The 16,899-nt window shown below is 55.7% G+C and carries 19 protein-coding genes; 12 read left to right on the forward strand and 7 right to left on the reverse strand.

Annotated elements, in window-relative coordinates; genetic code table 11:
- Nucleotides 1-71: 71 nt before the first annotated feature.
- Nucleotides 72-1,007 carry a LysR family transcriptional regulator gene (locus ABLU88_RS25870; RefSeq protein WP_004849886.1) on the reverse strand — a complete coding sequence of 312 codons (936 nt, stop codon included), beginning with the start codon at nucleotides 1,005-1,007 and terminating at the stop codon, nucleotides 72-74.
- A 109-nt stretch (nucleotides 1,008-1,116) separates the two neighbouring features.
- Between ABLU88_RS25870 and ABLU88_RS25875 the strand changes: the two genes are divergently transcribed.
- Nucleotides 1,117-2,331 (forward strand): MFS transporter, encoded by a 1,215-nt coding sequence (locus ABLU88_RS25875; RefSeq protein WP_014228834.1) that lies wholly within the window; start codon nucleotides 1,117-1,119, stop codon nucleotides 2,329-2,331.
- A 71-nt stretch (nucleotides 2,332-2,402) separates the two neighbouring features.
- Here the strand turns inward: ABLU88_RS25875 and murJ are convergent, their stop codons facing one another.
- From murJ to rimJ, 4 genes are all read right to left on the reverse strand, one after another.
- Nucleotides 2,403-3,938, reverse strand: coding sequence for a murein biosynthesis integral membrane protein MurJ (gene murJ, locus ABLU88_RS25880; protein ID WP_004849883.1), 1,536 nt, complete (start codon nucleotides 3,936-3,938; stop codon nucleotides 2,403-2,405).
- Between the two features lie 112 nt (nucleotides 3,939-4,050).
- Nucleotides 4,051-4,974, reverse strand: coding sequence for a Gfo/Idh/MocA family oxidoreductase (locus ABLU88_RS25885; RefSeq protein ID WP_200913710.1), 924 nt, complete (start codon nucleotides 4,972-4,974; stop codon nucleotides 4,051-4,053).
- 2 nt (nucleotides 4,975-4,976) lie between these two features.
- Nucleotides 4,977-5,624, reverse strand: coding sequence for a YceH family protein (locus tag ABLU88_RS25890; protein ID WP_049071789.1), 648 nt, complete (start codon nucleotides 5,622-5,624; stop codon nucleotides 4,977-4,979).
- Between the two features lie 9 nt (nucleotides 5,625-5,633).
- On the reverse strand, nucleotides 5,634-6,218 hold the full coding sequence (gene rimJ, locus ABLU88_RS25895) for a ribosomal protein S5-alanine N-acetyltransferase (RefSeq protein WP_004131378.1): 585 nt from the start codon (nucleotides 6,216-6,218) through the stop codon (nucleotides 5,634-5,636).
- 229 nt (nucleotides 6,219-6,447) lie between these two features.
- On the opposite strand from rimJ, the gene mdtH reads away from it, so the two are divergent.
- From mdtH to ABLU88_RS25935, 8 genes are all read left to right on the forward strand, one after another.
- Nucleotides 6,448-7,656 carry a multidrug efflux MFS transporter MdtH gene (gene mdtH, locus ABLU88_RS25900; RefSeq protein WP_004849878.1) on the forward strand — a complete coding sequence of 403 codons (1,209 nt, stop codon included), beginning with the start codon at nucleotides 6,448-6,450 and terminating at the stop codon, nucleotides 7,654-7,656.
- A 65-nt stretch (nucleotides 7,657-7,721) separates the two neighbouring features.
- Nucleotides 7,722-8,369 carry a glutaredoxin 2 gene (gene grxB / locus ABLU88_RS25905; RefSeq protein WP_004849875.1) on the forward strand — a complete coding sequence of 216 codons (648 nt, stop codon included), beginning with the start codon at nucleotides 7,722-7,724 and terminating at the stop codon, nucleotides 8,367-8,369.
- A gap of 135 nt (nucleotides 8,370-8,504) precedes the next feature.
- Nucleotides 8,505-9,065 carry a lipoprotein gene (locus tag ABLU88_RS25910; RefSeq protein WP_004849873.1) on the forward strand — a complete coding sequence of 187 codons (561 nt, stop codon included), beginning with the start codon at nucleotides 8,505-8,507 and terminating at the stop codon, nucleotides 9,063-9,065.
- Between the two features lie 122 nt (nucleotides 9,066-9,187).
- Complete coding sequence (pyrC, locus tag ABLU88_RS25915) at nucleotides 9,188-10,234, forward strand: dihydroorotase (protein ID WP_014838079.1); 1,047 nt, start codon at nucleotides 9,188-9,190, stop codon at nucleotides 10,232-10,234.
- Nucleotides 10,235-10,306: 72 nt separating this feature from the next.
- Complete coding sequence (dinI, locus tag ABLU88_RS25920) at nucleotides 10,307-10,552, forward strand: DNA damage-inducible protein I (RefSeq protein ID WP_004101040.1); 246 nt, start codon at nucleotides 10,307-10,309, stop codon at nucleotides 10,550-10,552.
- 286 nt (nucleotides 10,553-10,838) lie between these two features.
- Nucleotides 10,839-11,093 (forward strand): biofilm formation regulator BssS, encoded by a 255-nt coding sequence (bssS, locus tag ABLU88_RS25925; protein WP_004101039.1) that lies wholly within the window; start codon nucleotides 10,839-10,841, stop codon nucleotides 11,091-11,093.
- Between the two features lie 124 nt (nucleotides 11,094-11,217).
- Entirely contained in the window at nucleotides 11,218-12,336 is a 1,119-nt protein-coding gene (gene solA / locus ABLU88_RS25930; RefSeq protein WP_049082415.1) for an N-methyl-L-tryptophan oxidase, read from the forward strand.
- 73 nt (nucleotides 12,337-12,409) lie between these two features.
- On the forward strand, nucleotides 12,410-12,523 hold the full coding sequence (locus tag ABLU88_RS25935; RefSeq protein WP_065366212.1) for a YceO family protein: 114 nt from the start codon (nucleotides 12,410-12,412) through the stop codon (nucleotides 12,521-12,523).
- On the opposite strand, the gene ABLU88_RS25940 is transcribed toward ABLU88_RS25935, so the two are convergent.
- Nucleotides 12,509-13,573 carry a rhodanese-related sulfurtransferase gene (locus ABLU88_RS25940; RefSeq protein WP_004849866.1) on the reverse strand — a complete coding sequence of 355 codons (1,065 nt, stop codon included), beginning with the start codon at nucleotides 13,571-13,573 and terminating at the stop codon, nucleotides 12,509-12,511. The two genes, ABLU88_RS25935 and ABLU88_RS25940, sit on opposite strands and share 15 nt — an antisense overlap.
- 209 nt (nucleotides 13,574-13,782) lie before the next feature.
- Here ABLU88_RS25940 and ABLU88_RS25945 point away from each other — a divergent pair, with 209 nt between their 5' ends.
- The 3 genes from ABLU88_RS25945 to ABLU88_RS25955 all read left to right on the forward strand — a co-directional run bounded on the left by ABLU88_RS25945 (nucleotide 13,783) and on the right by ABLU88_RS25955 (nucleotide 16,618).
- A complete protein-coding gene (locus ABLU88_RS25945; protein WP_047724098.1) occupies nucleotides 13,783-14,703 on the forward strand; it encodes a Kdo(2)-lipid IV(A) acyltransferase in 921 nt (306 codons plus the stop codon).
- Nucleotides 14,704-14,889: 186 nt separating this feature from the next.
- The gene (mdtG, locus tag ABLU88_RS25950) at nucleotides 14,890-16,140 is read left to right on the forward strand and encodes a multidrug efflux MFS transporter MdtG (protein ID WP_014228827.1); all 1,251 of its coding nucleotides are present in this window, start codon (nucleotides 14,890-14,892) and stop codon (nucleotides 16,138-16,140) included.
- A gap of 91 nt (nucleotides 16,141-16,231) precedes the next feature.
- Nucleotides 16,232-16,618, forward strand: a complete 387-nt coding sequence (locus ABLU88_RS25955; RefSeq protein ID WP_004137236.1) for a MysB family protein — start codon at nucleotides 16,232-16,234, stop codon at nucleotides 16,616-16,618.
- Here the strand turns inward: ABLU88_RS25955 and ABLU88_RS25960 are convergent, their stop codons facing one another.
- Nucleotides 16,619-16,846: a YceK/YidQ family lipoprotein gene (locus ABLU88_RS25960; protein ID WP_025106903.1), complete on the reverse strand. Its 228-nt coding sequence runs from the start codon at nucleotides 16,844-16,846 to the stop codon at nucleotides 16,619-16,621.
- Nucleotides 16,847-16,899 lie beyond the last annotated feature (53 nt).

Genomic DNA, 16,899 nt, shown 5'->3' on the forward strand with positions numbered 1-16,899 from the left:
TCATAAAAAACTGCACCTTACTTCGTTGGGAGTCCAACTTTTTGGGTGCAGTTCACGCGGCCGGTCTTTTTTTATTCCCCTTCCGGACGCTGCATCCCCGCAATCTGCGGCATGACCTCACGCATCAGATCGAGAAACTTACGCAACCGCGTCGGATAGTAGCGCGCCCAGGGATACACCAGGTGTACCGGCAGCGGTGAGGCTCGCCACTGCGGGAACAGCTCCACCAGCCGCCCGGCGGCAATATCGTCCGCTACCGCCCAGCTCGACACAATCGCCGCGCCCAGCCCCGCCAGCGCGGTATTACGCGCCACATGCACGCTATCGGTACTCAGACACGGCGCGATGGCAAAGGTAATAAGCTGCTCATCCACCTGCGACTGCAGCCTCACCTCATGCTGATAGAACGTGCTGATGGCTATCCACGGCAGCAACGACATCTCCTGCGGCGCGCTTAACGGCGGCAAGTTTGCCAGCAGCGATGGGGATGCCACCACGCTGCGGGGAACCTCGGCCAGCAGTACCGATACCGTAGCCGGATCCACCTCAGCCCCCACGCGAATCGCGCAGTCGATACCATCGCTCAGAAAATCGACCGTCTTATCGTTCAGCATCCATTCAACCGCCAGCTGGGGATAGCGCTGCAAAAAATCCACCAGCGGTCCCAGCAGCTGTTGCTGACCAAACGCATGCGGGGCCCGCACCCTTAAAATCCCCACCGGCCGGTCATCGGTGATCCGCAGGTCGTCCTCCAGCGCCAGCCAGGCATCGACGACCTGGCGGGCATGCTGATAACAGCGCTCACCGTCATCGGTCAGCTTCATCGCGTGAGTCGTGCGCAGAATCAGCTTTGCGCCAAGCAGCCCCTCCAGAGACTGAAGCCGTCGACTTACCGTCGCCTGGGTCGTATTCATCTGTACCGCGGCGGCGGAGAGAGACCCGGCCTCCACGATACGAATGAACGTACGCATCAGTTCGATACGATCTATACGCTCTTGCTTCTTCATTTATATTTTGCCTATACGTTTAGCGTATAACCGTTTTACCACCGGGCTATCTACCGCGCCAGCCGGATTACGGGAAAAATAGCGCCATCGCTTCTAAGAGGAATCCACCATGACACCAACTCCACTCACCTCCCGCGCCGCCGGGTGGGTCATTTTCATCCTTGCGCTGGGCGCAGGCTTCAGCGTCGCCTCAATCTATTACGCGCAACCGCTGCTGCCGCTGATGGGGGCTAACCTCCATTTGAGCGTTGAGGGTATGGGTCTGGTTCCGACCCTGACCCAGGCCGGCTACGCGCTGGGCATACTTTTCCTTCTCCCGCTTGGCGACCGCCACGACCGCAGAAAGCTGATCCTGATGAAAAGCGCCGCGCTGGCCGTCCTGTTGCTGCTCTGCAGCCTTACCGGTCAGCTAAGCTCTCTGCTGATTGTCAGCCTGCTTATCGGTATGGCCGCGACCATGGCACAGGATATCGTACCGGCAGCCGCGATTCTGGCTCCCGCGGGCAAGCAGGGGAAAATGGTGGGTACGGTGATGACCGGCCTGCTGCTGGGGATCCTGCTGTCGCGAACCGTTAGTGGTCTGGTGGGGGCGCTATTCGGCTGGCGGGTAATGTATCAGGCGGCTGCGGTCAGCATCGCGATGATTGGTGTGGTGATGTGGCGCGTGCTGCCGCGCTTCGAAATTCACTCAACCCTCAGCTACCCGCAGCTGATGAAATCGATGGCGCATCTGTGGAAACGCTATCCGGCACTCCGTCGCGCCGCATTCGCCCAGGGATTCCTCTCTATCGCCTTTAGCGCCTTCTGGTCTACGCTTGCGGTCATGCTGTTGGCGCACTATCAGATGGGCAGCGCGGTAGCCGGTGGCTTCGGTATTGCAGGGGCTGCCGGGGCGCTTGCCGCCCCGCTGGCAGGCGGCCTGGCCGACAAGTTCGGCGCAGAAAAAGTCACGCAAATGGGCGCGGCGCTGGTGACGGTTTCGTTTGCCCTGATGTTTTTGCTGCCTGCGCTACCGCCGCATGGTCAGCTAATCCTGATTGCCATCTCGGCCGTCGGTTTTGACCTGGGGCTGCAATCCAGCCTCGTAGCGCACCAGAACCTGGTGTATGGCCTGGAGCCGCAGGCGCGCGGACGCCTCAACGCGCTGCTGTTCACCGGCGTGTTTATTGGGATGTCGCTGGGTTCAGTACTGGGAAGCAAACTGTATGTGCTCGCAGGCTGGAGCGGCGTGGTGACCCTCGCCGTCGTAACCGGTGCGATTGCCCTTGGGATCCGCCTGCTGGAAAGCGCCAGGGTCGTATCGGCGCAGCGAACCGCCAGATAAAGAGCGAACCGTCAGGTAAAAAAAGCCGCTGTGCAATTCCTGCAGAGCGGCTTTTCTTTCATCAGAACAACTCAAACCGTGCGGCGAGCAAACTCTTTCACGCGAAAGCCCAGCAGCAGCAGCGTCGCGAAATAGGCGACAACGCCGGCCACCACGACCACCATCAAGCGCAGCAGGCGGAACGGCATCGTCCCCTGCGACCACTCCGGCATCAGGTACATCACACCCAGCAGCGCCGCTGACATAATAATCACCGCGATGACCAGGCGCAGCAGGAACAGGAACCAGCCCGGCTGAGGCGTAAAAATTTTCTGTTTCCGCAGCTGCCAGTAGAGCAGCGCGGCGTTCAGGCAGGCCGCCAGACCAATCGACAACGACAGACCAGCGTGCTTCAGGGGGCCAATAAAGGCGAGGTTCATCACCTGCGTCATGATCAGCGTGACGATGGCAATTTTCACCGGCGTTTTAATGTCCTGCCGCGAATAGAATCCGGGAGCCAGCACCTTCACGACGATGAGCCCCATAAGCCCGACAGAATATGCCACCAGCGCGCGCTGGGTCATCGCGGCATCAAAAGCGGTAAATTTCCCGTACTGGAATAACGCGACCGTCAGCGGCTTGGCCAGGATCCCTAACGCCACCGCGCTCGGTAGCGCGAGCAGGAAGCACAGGCGTAATCCCCAGTCCATCAAACGGCAATATTCATCGTGATTGCCGCTGGCGAAGCTTTTAGACAGCGAAGGCAGCAAAATGGTCCCCAGCGCCACGCCCAGTACGCCGGACGGAAACTCCATCAGACGATCGGCGTAGTACATCCACGATACGGAGCCGGAAACGAGGAATGAGGCAAAAATCGTGTTAATGATCAGCGAGATTTGGCTGACGGAGACGCCGAGGATCGCCGGGCCCATCTGTTTCACCACCCGCACCGCGCCAGCATCTTTAAGGTTGACCCGCGGCAGCACCAGCATGCCGATTTTTTTCAGATGCGGCAGTTGCCAGGCGAGCTGCAAAATACCGCCAACCGTTACCGCCCACGCCATTGCCAGCATCGGCGGATTAAAATAGGGCGCGGCAAACAGCGCAAAACCAATCATGCTGACGTTCAGGAAGGTCGGGGCAAAAGCAGGCACCGAAAAGCGGTTCCAGGTATTCAGGATGGCGCCCACGAGTGAAGCCAGGGAGATCAACAGAATATAGGGAAAAGTGATGCGCAAGAGCTGCGTGGTCAGGGCGAACTTTTCGGGCGTATTGGCAAATCCCGGCGCGGTGATAGTAATCACCCACGGTGCCGCCAGCATACCGGCGACGGTGACCAGCGCCAGAACCAGCGTCAGCAGCCCCGAAACATAGGCGACGAAAACCCGGGTCGCATCTTCACCCTGCTTGCTTTTATACTCCGCCAGAATCGGCACAAAAGCCTGTGAGAAAGCGCCTTCAGCAAAAATACGCCGTAAAAGGTTCGGGAGTTTAAAAGCAACGAAGAAGGCGTCGGTGGCCATCCCCGCGCCAAAAATACGCGCCACAATCGCATCGCGCGCAAAGCCCAGCACGCGCGAGAACATGGTCATCGAACTGACGGCCGCCAGTGATTTTAAAAGATTCATTAACGTGTTATTCCACAACCCTGGAGTAAAACGCCCGCAAATGCGGGCGCTGGAAAGTGGCGATAGTCTACCGGGTTCATAATGAATTACTACTGTCAGTTGTTACAACGGATTATTCGCTCATCGCTTCGCGCCAGAGTTTCTCTATAACGCGCTGAGCCAGCAGCGCCTGCTCGCCGGACGTTTCAGGAACCGTCTGATTTTGCACGCATTCGATAAAATGCCGCGCGCAGCCGGTAAATCCACGCTGCTCAAGGGTGGTCTGCCAGCCGGGGATCGGGCGCTGGATCACGCCGCGCCCCCGCTCCTCCTGCCACTCCCGCATATCCCGGACTTCATATAATCCGCCGTCGGTTACCGCCTGTACCCACTCCCGCTGGCTTCCGGCGCGGCGGTGCATACTGGTGGTTATCTGCATCATTCCGCAACTGAAATGGTGTTCGGCATACAGCATCTCCCCTTGAGCGGTGGTGTGCAGCGCACCGCCGCTTAAACGCGCTTTATCGCCCGCCAGCCATAGCGCGGTATCGATGACGTGCAGATAGTCATCCAACAGCGTGAAGCGCAGATCGTGGCCCACGCTGTCGCCACGGTGCTTATCCATCCGCAGCGACGCAGCGCTCCCGAGCTGGGCCTTCAGCTCGCGATAGAGGGGGGAAAAACGGCGGTTAAACCCGACCATTAGCGTGAGATGACGGCGAGCGGCCAGCTCAACCAGCGCCTCCGCATCGCTGAGTTTATCCGCCAGCGGTTTATCAACGCAGACATGCACTCCGGCATTGAGCAGGCGGGAAACCACTTCATAATGTGAAGCCGTTGAAGTATGCACGAATACGGCATCACACTGCGCCGCCAGCTGTTCCAGAGAATCCGCATAGGGAATACGCCAGGTTTCACAGATACGCAGCGCTTTCTCTTTCCCGGGCGACCACGCCGCCTGCAGCGTCCAGTCATCTGCGGCCCCCAGCACCGGTAACCACGCCTTTTGCGCGATACCGCCCAGGCCAACCACTCCTATACGTAGTTTCGCCGACATGCTTAATCTCCCAGGTGAGCCAGCAGTGAATCGAGACGCGCTTTTAGCTCGGCAACTTCCGCCTCCAGCGCCTCAACGCGCATCTGAAGATCGTCGCCGGGCGGCGACACGGCCTCCACGACGGTAATCAGTGAATCCATATCATCGCAGAACAGATGCATATAGCGGCTTTCACGCTTGCCAGGCTCCCGCGGCAGACGCGCAACATAGGGGCCATCTTCTCGCGAAGCCAGGTTTTCGAGGACGCTTTCAACCTCGGCCATATCGCTGAATTCATGCATTCGCTGCGCGCGACCGCGGAGTTCGCCAGGCGTCTGCGCCCCGCGCAGCAGCAGTGTGGTCACGATAGCGACTTCCGCCGGCGTGAATTTCAGATCGCCGAATTCAGAGTTGCAGAAGCGTTGTTCATACTTGGTCACCCGATTGCCGAAACCGCTGACCGTACGCAAATAATGGCGCTTGACTAGCGTATCGAGCAGATCCTGAACTTCACTATCGCTGAGCGACATTACCGGTTCACGGTTTGTTTTCTGGTTACAGGCGGTGACCACCGCGTTGACCGACAGGGGGTACTGCTCCGGCGTGGTGACCTGCTTTTCCAGCAGGCAGCCAATGACCCGCGCCTCATGCGCGGTTAACTGATATTTCATGATGTCTCCTTAGCGACCCGGGGTCCAGTCCGGTGTCGTCAACGCCGTCAGTACGTGATCGCGCCACTGCCCATCAATGAGCAGGTAATCTTTGGCGTAACCCTCTTTTTCAAAGCCCAGCCGCGCCAGCAAATCGCCGCTGCGCTGATTATGCGGCATATAGTTTGCCATTATGCGATGGATATGTTGCGTGCGCTGCATATAGCGAATGGCCGACGTCAGCGCTTCATACATCAGCCCCTGCCCTTGCCATTTCTCCCCGATGGAGTAGCCGAGATAGCAGGCATGAAACGATCCGCGCACCACGTTCGAAAAATTCGCCACGCCGATGATCTCTTTTTCTTCCGGGTCAAGCAGAGCAAAATAGAACGCCGAGCCCTGCTTATGAAACTCAGAAATCATCGATAAACGCGCCTGCCAGCCGGAAGGATAACAGTGGCTGTCATCGCGCACCGGTTCCCAGGGTTTTAAGAACCCTTTATTTTCCGCGTAATAATCGGCCAGACGCCAGGCGTCACGATCGTGCACCAGCCGAACCACCAGCCGGTCCGTCGTCAAACGCACCTTCGGTACGTTACTGCGATAGCCAAACATTCCCCTCTCCTGTTCCCCTGACGCAATACTTGCTGACTTTACTATACCTGTCCTGCACGGCGGTGTGAAAACAGCAACATACCATTTTCTGCACCATCTCTGCTTTTCGATGAATAGCCTCTATCGTTCTTGCATTTTGATAAAAAAATATTGTCGCGAGCGCGCTGGGAAAATAGCCATTAACCCCGCAAAATGTCAGAGCTTATTCTTATTTTTCCCTGGAGGGGAAATGTCCCGCGTATCGCAGGCAAGGAGCCTGGGTAAATATTTCCTGTTAGTCGATAACATGCTGGTCGTACTCGGCTTTTTCGTTGTGTTTCCGCTTATCTCCATTCGCTTTGTCGACCAGATGGGATGGGCTGCGCTGATGGTCGGGATTGCGCTCGGCCTGCGTCAGCTGGTGCAGCAAGGCTTAGGAATATTTGGCGGCGCCATTGCCGACCGTTTTGGCGCCAAACCGATGATCGTTACCGGTATGCTGATGCGCGCGGCCGGCTTCGCGGCGATGGCCGTTGCCCATGAACCCTGGGTGCTGTGGCTCTCCTGTATTCTTTCTGGCCTCGGCGGCACGCTATTCGATCCCCCGCGGGCGGCGCTGGTGGTCAAGCTGGTACGCCCGCACCAGCGCGGACGTTTCTTCTCTATCCTGATGATGCAGGACAGCGCAGGAGCGGTGATCGGCGCGCTGCTGGGCAGCTGGCTGCTGCAATATGATTTTCGCCTGGTGTGCAGCGCCGGAGCGGCGCTGTTTATCGCCTGTGCGGCATTCAACGCCTGGTATCTTCCCGCCTGGAAGCTGTCGACGGTCAAAACGCCGGTTCGTGAAGGACTGGGGCGCGTGTTGCGCGACAAACGCTTTGTCACCTATGTGCTGACGCTGACCGGGTATTATATGCTGGCGGTGCAGGTGATGCTGATGCTGCCGATTATGGTTAATGATATTGCGGGTTCTCCGGCGGCGGTCAAATGGATGTACGCCATTGAAGCCACCATTTCGCTAACGCTGCTGTATCCGATTGCCCGCTGGAGCGAAAAGCGTTTTCGCCTGGAGCAGCGCCTGATGGCCGGCCTGCTGATCATGACGCTCGCGATGATGCCAATTGGCCTGAGCAGCAATTTGCAGCAGCTGTTTACGCTGATCTGCGTATTTTATATGGGGTCAATCATCGCTGAACCCGCGCGTGAGACGCTGGGGGCGTCGCTGGCGGATGCGAGAGCGCGCGGCAGCTATATGGGCTTTAGCCGGTTAGGCCTGGCCTTCGGCGGCGCTTTCGGCTACGCAGGCGGCGGCTGGCTGTTCGATGCCGGGAAGGCCGTCGGTCAGCCTGAGCTGCCGTGGCTGATGCTGGGCATTATCGGCCTCGCGACGTTTATTGCGCTGTGGTGGCAGTTCAGTCCAAAACGTTCGGCCTCCGGAATGCTGGAGCCGCGAACCTGATTTGCCGGGCCTTCGTTTCTCCTCCATACTGAATTGAGGATGTTCAGCAACAATGGAGGAGAAACGTGAAGTTATATATCTACGATCACTGCCCGTTCTGCCTTAAAGCCCGCATGATTTTCGGCCTGAAAAATATCCCCGTCGAACTGATTGTGCTCCTGAACGATGATGAATTAACCCCCACCCGAATGATCGGCCAGAAAATGGCGCCAATCCTGCAAAAAGACGATAGCCGCTATATGCCGGAAAGCATGGATATCGTGCACTATGTCGATAAGCTGGACGGCAAACCGCTGCTTACCGGCCCGCGTAATCCGGCGGTGGAAACCTGGCTGCGGAAGGTCAACGGCTACGCGAACCGCCTGCTGATCCCCCGCTTTGCCAAATCCGCGTTTGATGAATTCGCCACGCCAGAGGCGCGCGCCTATTTTGTGAAAAAGAAAGAGGCGGCTATCGGCAGCTTTGCCGACCATCTCGCCCATTCCCCCGGTCTGGTGAAGAACATCAGCGACGATCTGCGGGCGCTGGATAAACTGATTGTCCAGCCAAACGCCGTCAACGGAGAACTCTCTGAAGATGATATTCAGCTCTTTCCTCTGCTGAGGAATCTGACGCTGGTTGCCGGCGTGAACTGGCCGAGTCGGGTGGCCGCCTATCGTGACAACATGGCCAAACAGACGCAGATCAACCTGCTTTCTTCAATGGCTATTTAACCTCAAGGCAGCGGATGGTTTGGCCCTTCGCTGCCGAACGCCTCTTTTTCAGTCTTTTCCGCTAGCACCTCCTGCGCTGGCGGGCCATGCTGCTTTGTGTCAGGATGAACCCATGGCATGACATTAAGGAATCCAATGAAAAAGATGTTTATTGCGGCCGCGCTTATCGTTAGCGGCCTGCTTAGCGCCTGTAATCAGCTCACGCAATATTCCGTGAGCGAGCAGGAAATCAATCAGGCGCTGCAGAAACGTAACCACTTCGCTAAGGATATTGGCCTGCCAGGCGTAGCGGATGCCCATATTGAACTGCAAAATCTTACCAGCGCTATTGGCCGTGAAGAACCAAACAAAGTCACGTTAAGCGGCGTGGCCAATTTAGATCTGAATTCACTTTTCGGGAACCAGAAAGCGACCATCGATCTGAAGCTCAAAGCGCTGCCGGCTTTCAATAAAGAAAAGGGGGCCATTTTCCTGCAGGAGATGGAAGTCGTCGATGCTAAAGTTCAGCCGGAAAAGCTCCAGTCTGTCGTACAGACGCTGATCCCTTACCTGAATCAGTCCCTGCGTAGCTACTTCAATCAGCAGCCTGCCTACGTCCTGCGCGAGGATGCCAGCACCGGTGAAGCGCTGGCGAAAAAGTATGCTAAAGGGATTGAAGTGAAGCCCGGCGAGATTATTATCCCGTTCACCAACTGATGGCTCGGGCGCTGAAGCGCCCGATTTTTTACGGAAGTTGATGCAAAGGAAAACGTTTACGCTTATCCTTAGTGCCCGGCAAAAACAGCCCTGATGACTGAACCTATTAGCCGGAGCCTTCCATGACAGCACAATCCCAGGTATTGAAAATCCGCCGCCCTGATGACTGGCATATCCATCTGCGCGATGACGATATGTTAAAAACCGTCGTGCCTTATACCAGTGAATTTTATGGCCGGGCAATCGTGATGCCAAACCTGGTACCGCCTGTCACTACCGTCGAAGCCGCCCTCGCCTATCGCCAGCGTATCGTTGATGCGATCCCTGCGGGCCATGATTTTACGCCGCTGATGACCTGCTATCTGACGGATACGCTCGACCCGGCTGAGCTGGAGCGCGGATTTAACGAAGGCGTATTCACTGCCGCCAAGCTCTATCCGGCCAACGCCACCACCAACTCCAGCCACGGCGTCACCAGTACGGATGCCATTATGCCGGTGCTGGAACGCATGGAAAAGCTGGGGATGCCTCTGCTGGTTCACGGTGAGGTCACCCATGCTGATATCGATATTTTTGACCGGGAAGCGCGCTTTATTGAAACGGTCATGGAGCCGCTGCGTCAGCGCCTGCCCGGCCTGAAGGTGGTCTTCGAACACATCACGACCAAAGATGCCGCTGAATACGTACGCGACGGTAACGAGCTGCTGGCGGCCACCATCACCCCGCAGCACCTGATGTTCAACCGTAACCATATGCTGGTTGGCGGCGTGCGTCCCCACCTTTATTGCCTGCCGATCCTGAAACGCAATATTCACCAGCAGGCGCTGCGCGAACTGGTTGCCAGCGGTTTTGACCGCGCTTTCCTCGGCACGGATTCCGCTCCCCATGCCCGCCATCGTAAGGAAGCCAGCTGCGGATGCGCAGGCTGTTTTAACGCGCCGACCGCGCTGGGCAGCTACGCCACGGTATTTGAGGAGATGAACGCCCTGCAACACTTTGAAGCCTTCTGTTCGCTTAACGGCCCCCGCTTCTATGGCCTGCCGGTCAATGAGGGCTACGTGGAGCTGGTGCGCGAAGAGAGCCAGGTGGTCGAGAGTATCGCCCTGCCAGGCGACGCGCTGGTGCCGTTCCTTGCCGGGGAAACCGTGCGCTGGACGATGAAAAAATAAATAGCCTGCCCCCTGTTGTAAATCTTCAGATAGTACTGTATAAACAAACAGTACATTATCCAGGGGGCAATTATGCGTATTGAAGTCTCTATCGCCAAATCAACAGCCTTACCCAACGGCGCCTTAGATGCGCTGAACAATGAACTCTCGCGTCGTATCGAACAGCAGTTTCCCTCTACCTCAAGTCAGGTAACGGTTCGGTACGCGGCTAATAACAATCTGTCGGTTATCGGCGGCCTGAAAGAAGACAAAGACCGGATTAGCGAAATCCTGCAAGAAACCTGGGAAAGCGCTGACGACTGGTTTGTCCGCGACTAGTCAATTAAATTTGCTCCCTCATTGTGCAATTTTTTGCCGGGTCGCCCCGGCTTTTTTATTTTTTTCATAGTCAGACTCTCCCCTATTGCTTTTCCTTAGCACCTTCATAAATAACAATTAACCCTCCCTGATTTGCCTAAAAAATCAGCAAATGGGCGCGTATGTATCTCTATTTCATTTAATTTCTCGAGTTTATTCTTGACTACTGATATAATTAACTTGCTTCAAAAAACACGCATTAAACCTCGAGAACTGTTGTCTTTTAACATATGAATAAGGGGTTATGATGGAAAAGAATAATGAAGTCATCCAGACCCATCCCCTCGTCGGATGGGACATCAGCACCGTTGATAGTTACGATGCGCTGATGTTGCGCCTGCACTACCAAAACCCCGCTCAAGAAAGCAGTAGAGACGCAGAGATTGGCCAGACGCTATGGCTAACGACGGACGTCGCACGTCAGTTTATTTCGATTCTGGAAGCAGGTATTGCGAAGATTGAATCTGGCGAATACCAGGAAAATGAGTATCGAAGGCATTAAAATTTAGCGCTAATGTCAGAATATTCACTTAACAGGCACCCTCGGGTGCCTGAATTATTTTCGGGCTTGTATAACAGCAGGTTGTTAATTACCCTGCTAATAAAGCAATAACCTGGAACTCACCATGCAATACGATCTTATCATTATCGGTAGCGGCTCGGTCGGCGCTGCCGCAGGCTATTATGCGCGGCAGGCAGGGCTCAACGTACTGATGATTGATGCCCATCAGCCGCCGCATCAGGAAGGCAGCCATCACGGCAGTACCCGCCTCATTCGTCACGCCTATGGCGAAGGCGAAAGATATGTCCCCCTGGTACTGCGCGCGCAACAGCTATGGGATGAGTTTGCCGCCGCCAGCGGTGAAGCCGTCTTTGAACGTACAGGAGTGATTAACCTCGGGCCTGCCGGCTCCGACTTTCTGCGCAATGTTGCCAGCAGCGCGCGCGAGTTCCAGCTCAATATCGAAGAAATGGATGCGCAGACGGTGATGACTCGCTGGCCGGAAATTCGTATTCCTGATGATTATCGGGCGATATTTGAACCCGCATCCGGCATACTGCGCAGCGAACTGGCCGTTGAAAGCTGGATCCGTCTGGCACGCGAAGCGGGCGCCGCACAGCTCTTCAATTGCCCGGTGTCGGCCATTCACCACGCGCCGAACGGCGTAACCGTCGATACGCTTGATGGTGAGTACAGCGGCAAAAAACTGCTGGTTAGCGCCGGTACCTGGGTTACCCGGCTGATGCCAGAACTCCCTGTCCAGCCGGTACGTAAAATTTTCGCCTGGTTTCAGGCGGATGGCCGCTACAGCAGCAAAAATAATTTCCCGGCGTTTACCGGTGAGTTAGCGAATGGCGATCAGTTTTACGGTTTCCCGGCAGAAGATAACGAATTGAAAATCGGCAAGCATAACGGCGGGCAGCCTATTTCCACGCCGGAAGAGCGTAAGCCGTTTGGTGCCGTTGCAACGGACGGCTCTGAAGCTTTTAGCTTCTTGCGTAATGTGTTGCCCGGTATCGGCGGCTGCCTGCATGGCGCATCCTGTACCTATGACAACACCGCCGACGAGGACTTTATCATTGATACGCTGCCCGGCCAGCCGGATACGCTATTGATTACCGGCCTGAGCGGACACGGCTTTAAGTTCGCACCGGTACTCGGTGAACTGGCCACACGGTTCGCGCTTGAAGAACCCTTTGGGTTTGATCTATCCCCGTTTTCACTGGCGCGGTTTAAGAAATAATCGCCCGCCGTACAACCTGACAACCACGCTAAAGAAACGGCCTCGCTTGAGGCCGTGAATGATGAGAGAGATGATGCGTCGCCTGTTCGAATTACTGGTTAACAACATCCGCGAACATTTTATGATTTATCTGGCGCTATGGCTTCTGCTGGCGTTTATCGATCTTATCTGGCTATGGTTTTTCTGAAGGCTCAGGATCCGGGATCCCCAGCTTCGTATTCAACCGACCGCGAGATTTATTAAAGATCTTATTGCCATTCTCGCGGCCGGCGCGCAGTTTTCGCTGCTCCTCTTCCGGCAGCTTATGCTCTTCCATGCAGGCTTCGCTACAGCAGCCGGCGAATTTCTCCGCGCAGGCAGGACACTGAATAAACAGCAGGTGGCAACCATCGTTCAGGCAGTTGGTATGGCTGTCGCAGGGAGCGCCGCACTGATGGCAATGGGCGATAACATCATCTGAGATACGCTCTCCCATCCGCTCATCGAATACAAAGTTCTTACCGACAAAGCGAACCGGCAGCCCCTGTTCGCGCGCGCGTCGCGCGTATTCGATAATCCCGCCCTCAATATGCGAGACCTTAGTGAACCCATTGTGCTTCATCCACGCGCTGGCTTTTTCGCAGCGGATACCGCCGGTGCAGTACATCACGATATTTTTATCTTTATGTTCCTGCATCATCTCAACGGCCTTCGGCAGCTGGTCGCGAAACGTATCCGCCGGGATCTCCAGCGCGTTCTCGAAATGGCCGACCTCATATTCGTAATGGTTACGCATATCAATAAAGACCGCATCCGGGTCGTCCAGCATCGCATTGACTTCCGCAGCCTTTAAATAATCGCCCACGTCCGATGCATCAAACGTCGGATCGTCAATCCCATCCGCGACGATCCGATCGCGTACCTTGAGACGCAGAACCCAGAAGGATTTACCGTCATCATCGAGGGCGATATTCAGGCGCAGGCCATTCAGGGCGGGATCAAAAGCGTATAAGAATTCGCGCAGCGCATCGACCCGGCTTTGCGGAACGCTAATTTGCGCGTTAATACCTTCGTGAGCCAGATAAATTCGGCCAAAAACGTTCAGCTTAGTCAACGCAATCCACAGCGCATCGCGCGTGGCTTTTGGGTCGATAATAGTGAAATATTTATAAAACGAGATCGTCGTGCGCGGCTCGGTCTCAGCCAACATTTGCGCCTTTAACGTCTCATTTGAAATGCGGTTATGTAACACTGGCATGGTGTACCTGCTCGGCATAGTCAATGAGTAAAATAAACGGCGGGCATCATATAGCAAACACGCTTAATTTACATCCCCACATTTTGCGCTACATTTTTCTCACCCATATTTGCTTGCGTTAACATTAAATGCCATCTGCGGCCGGTATTTTGGCTGAGGCATAAAAAAATGCGATAATAGAACACGTTGCTTAATTAAACAGGTATGAGATGACCCATTTACCTAAATTTTCCGCAGCGTTGCTGCACCCGCGTTACTGGTTGCTTTGGCTCGGGATCGGCCTGCTCTGGTTGGTTGTTCAGCTGCCTTATCCGCTGATTTATCGCCTCGGAACCGGTCTTGGCCGCCTCGCCATGCGGCTAATGAAGCGCCGGGCCAAAATAGCCAACCGGAATCTGGAGCTCTGTTTTCCCGATAAGAGCGAACAAGAGCGTCACCGCATGGTCGTGGCAAACTTTGAATCCGTTGGCATGGGGTTAATGGAAACCGGCATGGCCTGGTTCTGGCCGACGAAGCGTATTGCGCGCTGGACTGACTCCATCGGCGTCGAGCATATCCGTGATGTTCAGGCGCAAAAGCGCGGCATTTTGCTGATTGGCATTCATTTCCTCACGCTGGAGATGGGCGCGCGCATGTTCGGTATCAACGAGCCGGGCATTGGCGTTTATCGTCCAAACGATAACCCGGTTATCGACTGGCTGCAGACATGGGGACGCCTGCGCTCCAACAAAGACATGATCGATCGTAAGGATCTGAAAGGCATGATCCGCGCGCTGAAAAAGGGTGAAGTGATCTGGTATGCGCCGGATCACGACTATGGCCCGGCCGCCAGCGTATTTGTGCCGTTTTTCGCCGTTGACCAGGCCGCGACCACTTCGGGCACCTGGATGCTGGCAAAGATGTCTAAAGCCTGCGTTGTGCCGTTCGTGCCGCGCCGTAAACCGGACGGTAAAGGCTATGAGCTGATTATCCTGCCGCCGGAGTGCGATCCGCCGCTGGACGATGCGGAGACTACCGCCGTCTGGATGAACAAAGTGGTAGAGAAGTGCATATTGATGGCGCCGGAACAGTATATGTGGATGCATCGCCGCTTTAAAACGCGTCCTGAAGGCATTCCTTCTCGTTACTAGCGCCTCCCGGCGCGCGCTCGCGCAATGGCTCCGCATCTGAATCCGGATGCGGAGTAAGCCCCACCGTTCAGAGCCCTCCTTTAGCTTTAAAAGCTCTCCTCCATTGCGGCAACCATTTCTCAGGCGCATAATTAGCAGGCTCATATTTTCAATTATTTGACCTGCGCGGCAGGCCAGTGGAATCCTATGCCCTCTGCTGATACCCCCATTAACTGGAAACGTAATCTCACCGTCACCTGGCTCGGCTGCTTTTTAACCGGCGCCGCCTTTAGCCTGGTGATGCCGTTCCTCCCGCTCTACGTCGAACAACTCGGCGTAACCGGCCATAGCGCCCTCAATATGTGGTCAGGGCTGGTTTTCAGCATTACCTTTTTATTTTCCGCCGTGGCCTCCCCCTTCTGGGGCGGTCTCGCGGACCGCAAAGGGCGCAAAATTATGCTGCTGCGCTCGGCCCTCGGTATGGCAATCGTTATGCTGCTGATGGGCCTGGCGCAGAATATCTGGCAGTTTCTGATCCTGCGCGCGCTGTTAGGTCTGCTCGGCGGATTTATTCCTAACGCCAATGCGCTGATAGCGACGCAAATTCCCCGTCATAAGAGCGGCTGGGCGCTGGGGACTCTCTCTACCGGGGCGGTCAGCGGCGCGCTGCTGGGGCCGCTGGCCGGCGGTTTCCTGGCCGATCACTGGGGATTGCGTACCGTCTTCTTTATGACAGCAGGCGTACTGTTTATTTGTTTCTTATTTACCCTTTTTCTCATCCGCGAAAATTTTGTCGCCGTCAGTAAAAAAGAGATGCTCAGCGCGAAAGACGTTTTCACGTCGCTTAAAAATCCGAAGCTGGTGCTGAGTCTGTTCGTGACATCGCTGATTATCCAGGTGGCTACCGGTTCCATCGCGCCGATTTTGACGCTTTACGTGCGCGATCTCGCCGGCAACGTCAGTAATATTGCGTTTATCAGCGGCATGATAGCTTCAGTCCCCGGTATTGCCGCCCTGCTTAGCGCCCCTCGCCTCGGTAAACTCGGCGACCGTATCGGTCCGGAAAAGATCCTGATCGTTGCGCTGGTGATTTCTGTCCTGCTCCTGATTCCCATGTCGTTTGTCCAGACGCCGCTGCAGCTGGGGATCCTGCGCTTCCTGTTAGGCGCCGCCGACGGCGCGCTGCTGCCGGCAGTGCAAACGCTGCTGGTGTACAACTCCACCAGCCAAATCTCGGGCAGAATATTCAGCTATAACCAGTCGTTCCGCGATATCGGCAACGTCACGGGCCCGCTCATCGGCGCATCGGTTTCCGCCAACTACGGCTTCCGGGCAGTCTTTTTAGTCACCGCCGGTGTGGTGCTGTTCAATGCGGTCTACTCGACCCTGACCCTCGGTCGCTCCCGCCGCCCCCGGGCAACGGACAATCCGGGTTCCGGCACGCATTCGGTAAATTAATGTCCGTGTGGCGTTCACCTCCTTGACGCATTGCCAACCGCCTTCTATAGATTGAATCGTGTTCATTTCTATTCATCTTAGGAGGTTAGCCATGCCAAAGGATTCGATGTTCTATGCCACGCTTGAAGAAGCAATCGATGCAGCCCGCGAGGAGTTTCTGGCTAATAATCCCGATAGCGACGAAGAGAGCGCCAGCATTGAGCAGCTAAATATCCAGAAGTACGTACTCCAGGACGGTGATATTGCCTGGCAGGCCGAATTTTTCGCCGACGAGGATGAACAGGGCGAATGTCTGCCGGTCCTCAGCGGTCAGGCTGCGCAGAGCGTCTTTGACGGCGATTATGATGAGATTGAGCTTCGCCAGGAGTGGCTGGAAGAAAACACGCTGCATGAATGGGATGAAGGCGAGTTTCAGCTTGAACCCTCTCTCGATACCGAGGAGGGCCAGGCTGCCGCCGATGAATGGGATGAACGCTAATTAGTTATAGGGGCCGTGGCTGGCGTCAAGCGGCAGCAGTAGCGTATCAAACACCAGCGAAAAGGGCAGATCGAGAATAGTGATATAGCGCCATGCTGAATCACGAACATCCCACTGAACGCCGGGATAGTACTGGTTTCCATGGCCCTGGCCAGGCACTGTGCGGCTGATAATACTCCCGCAGCCGCTGAGAAACAGCGCCATTGCGATAACCAGTAAAACTCTCATCAACAACCTCGATTTTCAGGTAAAAAAATACCGGCACCATTGCCGGTATTTTC

This window comes from Klebsiella sp. GW_Kp182 (assembly GCF_040062275.1).
In the GTDB taxonomy this organism is placed as follows: domain Bacteria; phylum Pseudomonadota; class Gammaproteobacteria; order Enterobacterales; family Enterobacteriaceae; genus Klebsiella; species Klebsiella michiganensis.

Bases quoted from the DNA above. Each gene is read 5' to 3' on its own strand.
- ABLU88_RS25870 (WP_004849886.1), bottom strand. From the start codon at position 1,007: ATGAAGAAGCAAGAGCGTATAGATCGTATCGAACTGATGCGTACGTTC.
- ABLU88_RS25875 (WP_014228834.1), top strand. From the start codon at position 1,117: ATGACACCAACTCCACTCACCTCCCGCGCCGCCGGGTGGGTCATTTTC.
- murJ (WP_004849883.1), bottom strand. From the start codon at position 3,938: ATGAATCTTTTAAAATCACTGGCGGCCGTCAGTTCGATGACCATGTTC.
- ABLU88_RS25885 (WP_200913710.1), bottom strand. From the start codon at position 4,974: ATGTCGGCGAAACTACGTATAGGAGTGGTTGGCCTGGGCGGTATCGCG.
- ABLU88_RS25890 (WP_049071789.1), bottom strand. From the start codon at position 5,624: ATGAAATATCAGTTAACCGCGCATGAGGCGCGGGTCATTGGCTGCCTG.
- rimJ (WP_004131378.1), bottom strand. From the start codon at position 6,218: ATGTTTGGCTATCGCAGTAACGTACCGAAGGTGCGTTTGACGACGGAC.
- mdtH (WP_004849878.1), top strand. From the start codon at position 6,448: ATGTCCCGCGTATCGCAGGCAAGGAGCCTGGGTAAATATTTCCTGTTA.
- ABLU88_RS25910 (WP_004849873.1), top strand. From the start codon at position 8,505: ATGAAAAAGATGTTTATTGCGGCCGCGCTTATCGTTAGCGGCCTGCTT.
- pyrC (WP_014838079.1), top strand. From the start codon at position 9,188: ATGACAGCACAATCCCAGGTATTGAAAATCCGCCGCCCTGATGACTGG.
- dinI (WP_004101040.1), top strand. From the start codon at position 10,307: ATGCGTATTGAAGTCTCTATCGCCAAATCAACAGCCTTACCCAACGGC.
- bssS (WP_004101039.1), top strand. From the start codon at position 10,839: ATGGAAAAGAATAATGAAGTCATCCAGACCCATCCCCTCGTCGGATGG.
- solA (WP_049082415.1), top strand. From the start codon at position 11,218: ATGCAATACGATCTTATCATTATCGGTAGCGGCTCGGTCGGCGCTGCC.
- ABLU88_RS25935 (WP_065366212.1), top strand. From the start codon at position 12,410: ATGCGTCGCCTGTTCGAATTACTGGTTAACAACATCCGCGAACATTTT.
- ABLU88_RS25940 (WP_004849866.1), bottom strand. From the start codon at position 13,573: ATGCCAGTGTTACATAACCGCATTTCAAATGAGACGTTAAAGGCGCAA.
- ABLU88_RS25945 (WP_047724098.1), top strand. From the start codon at position 13,783: ATGACCCATTTACCTAAATTTTCCGCAGCGTTGCTGCACCCGCGTTAC.
- mdtG (WP_014228827.1), top strand. From the start codon at position 14,890: ATGCCCTCTGCTGATACCCCCATTAACTGGAAACGTAATCTCACCGTC.
- ABLU88_RS25955 (WP_004137236.1), top strand. From the start codon at position 16,232: ATGCCAAAGGATTCGATGTTCTATGCCACGCTTGAAGAAGCAATCGAT.
- ABLU88_RS25960 (WP_025106903.1), bottom strand. From the start codon at position 16,846: ATGAGAGTTTTACTGGTTATCGCAATGGCGCTGTTTCTCAGCGGCTGC.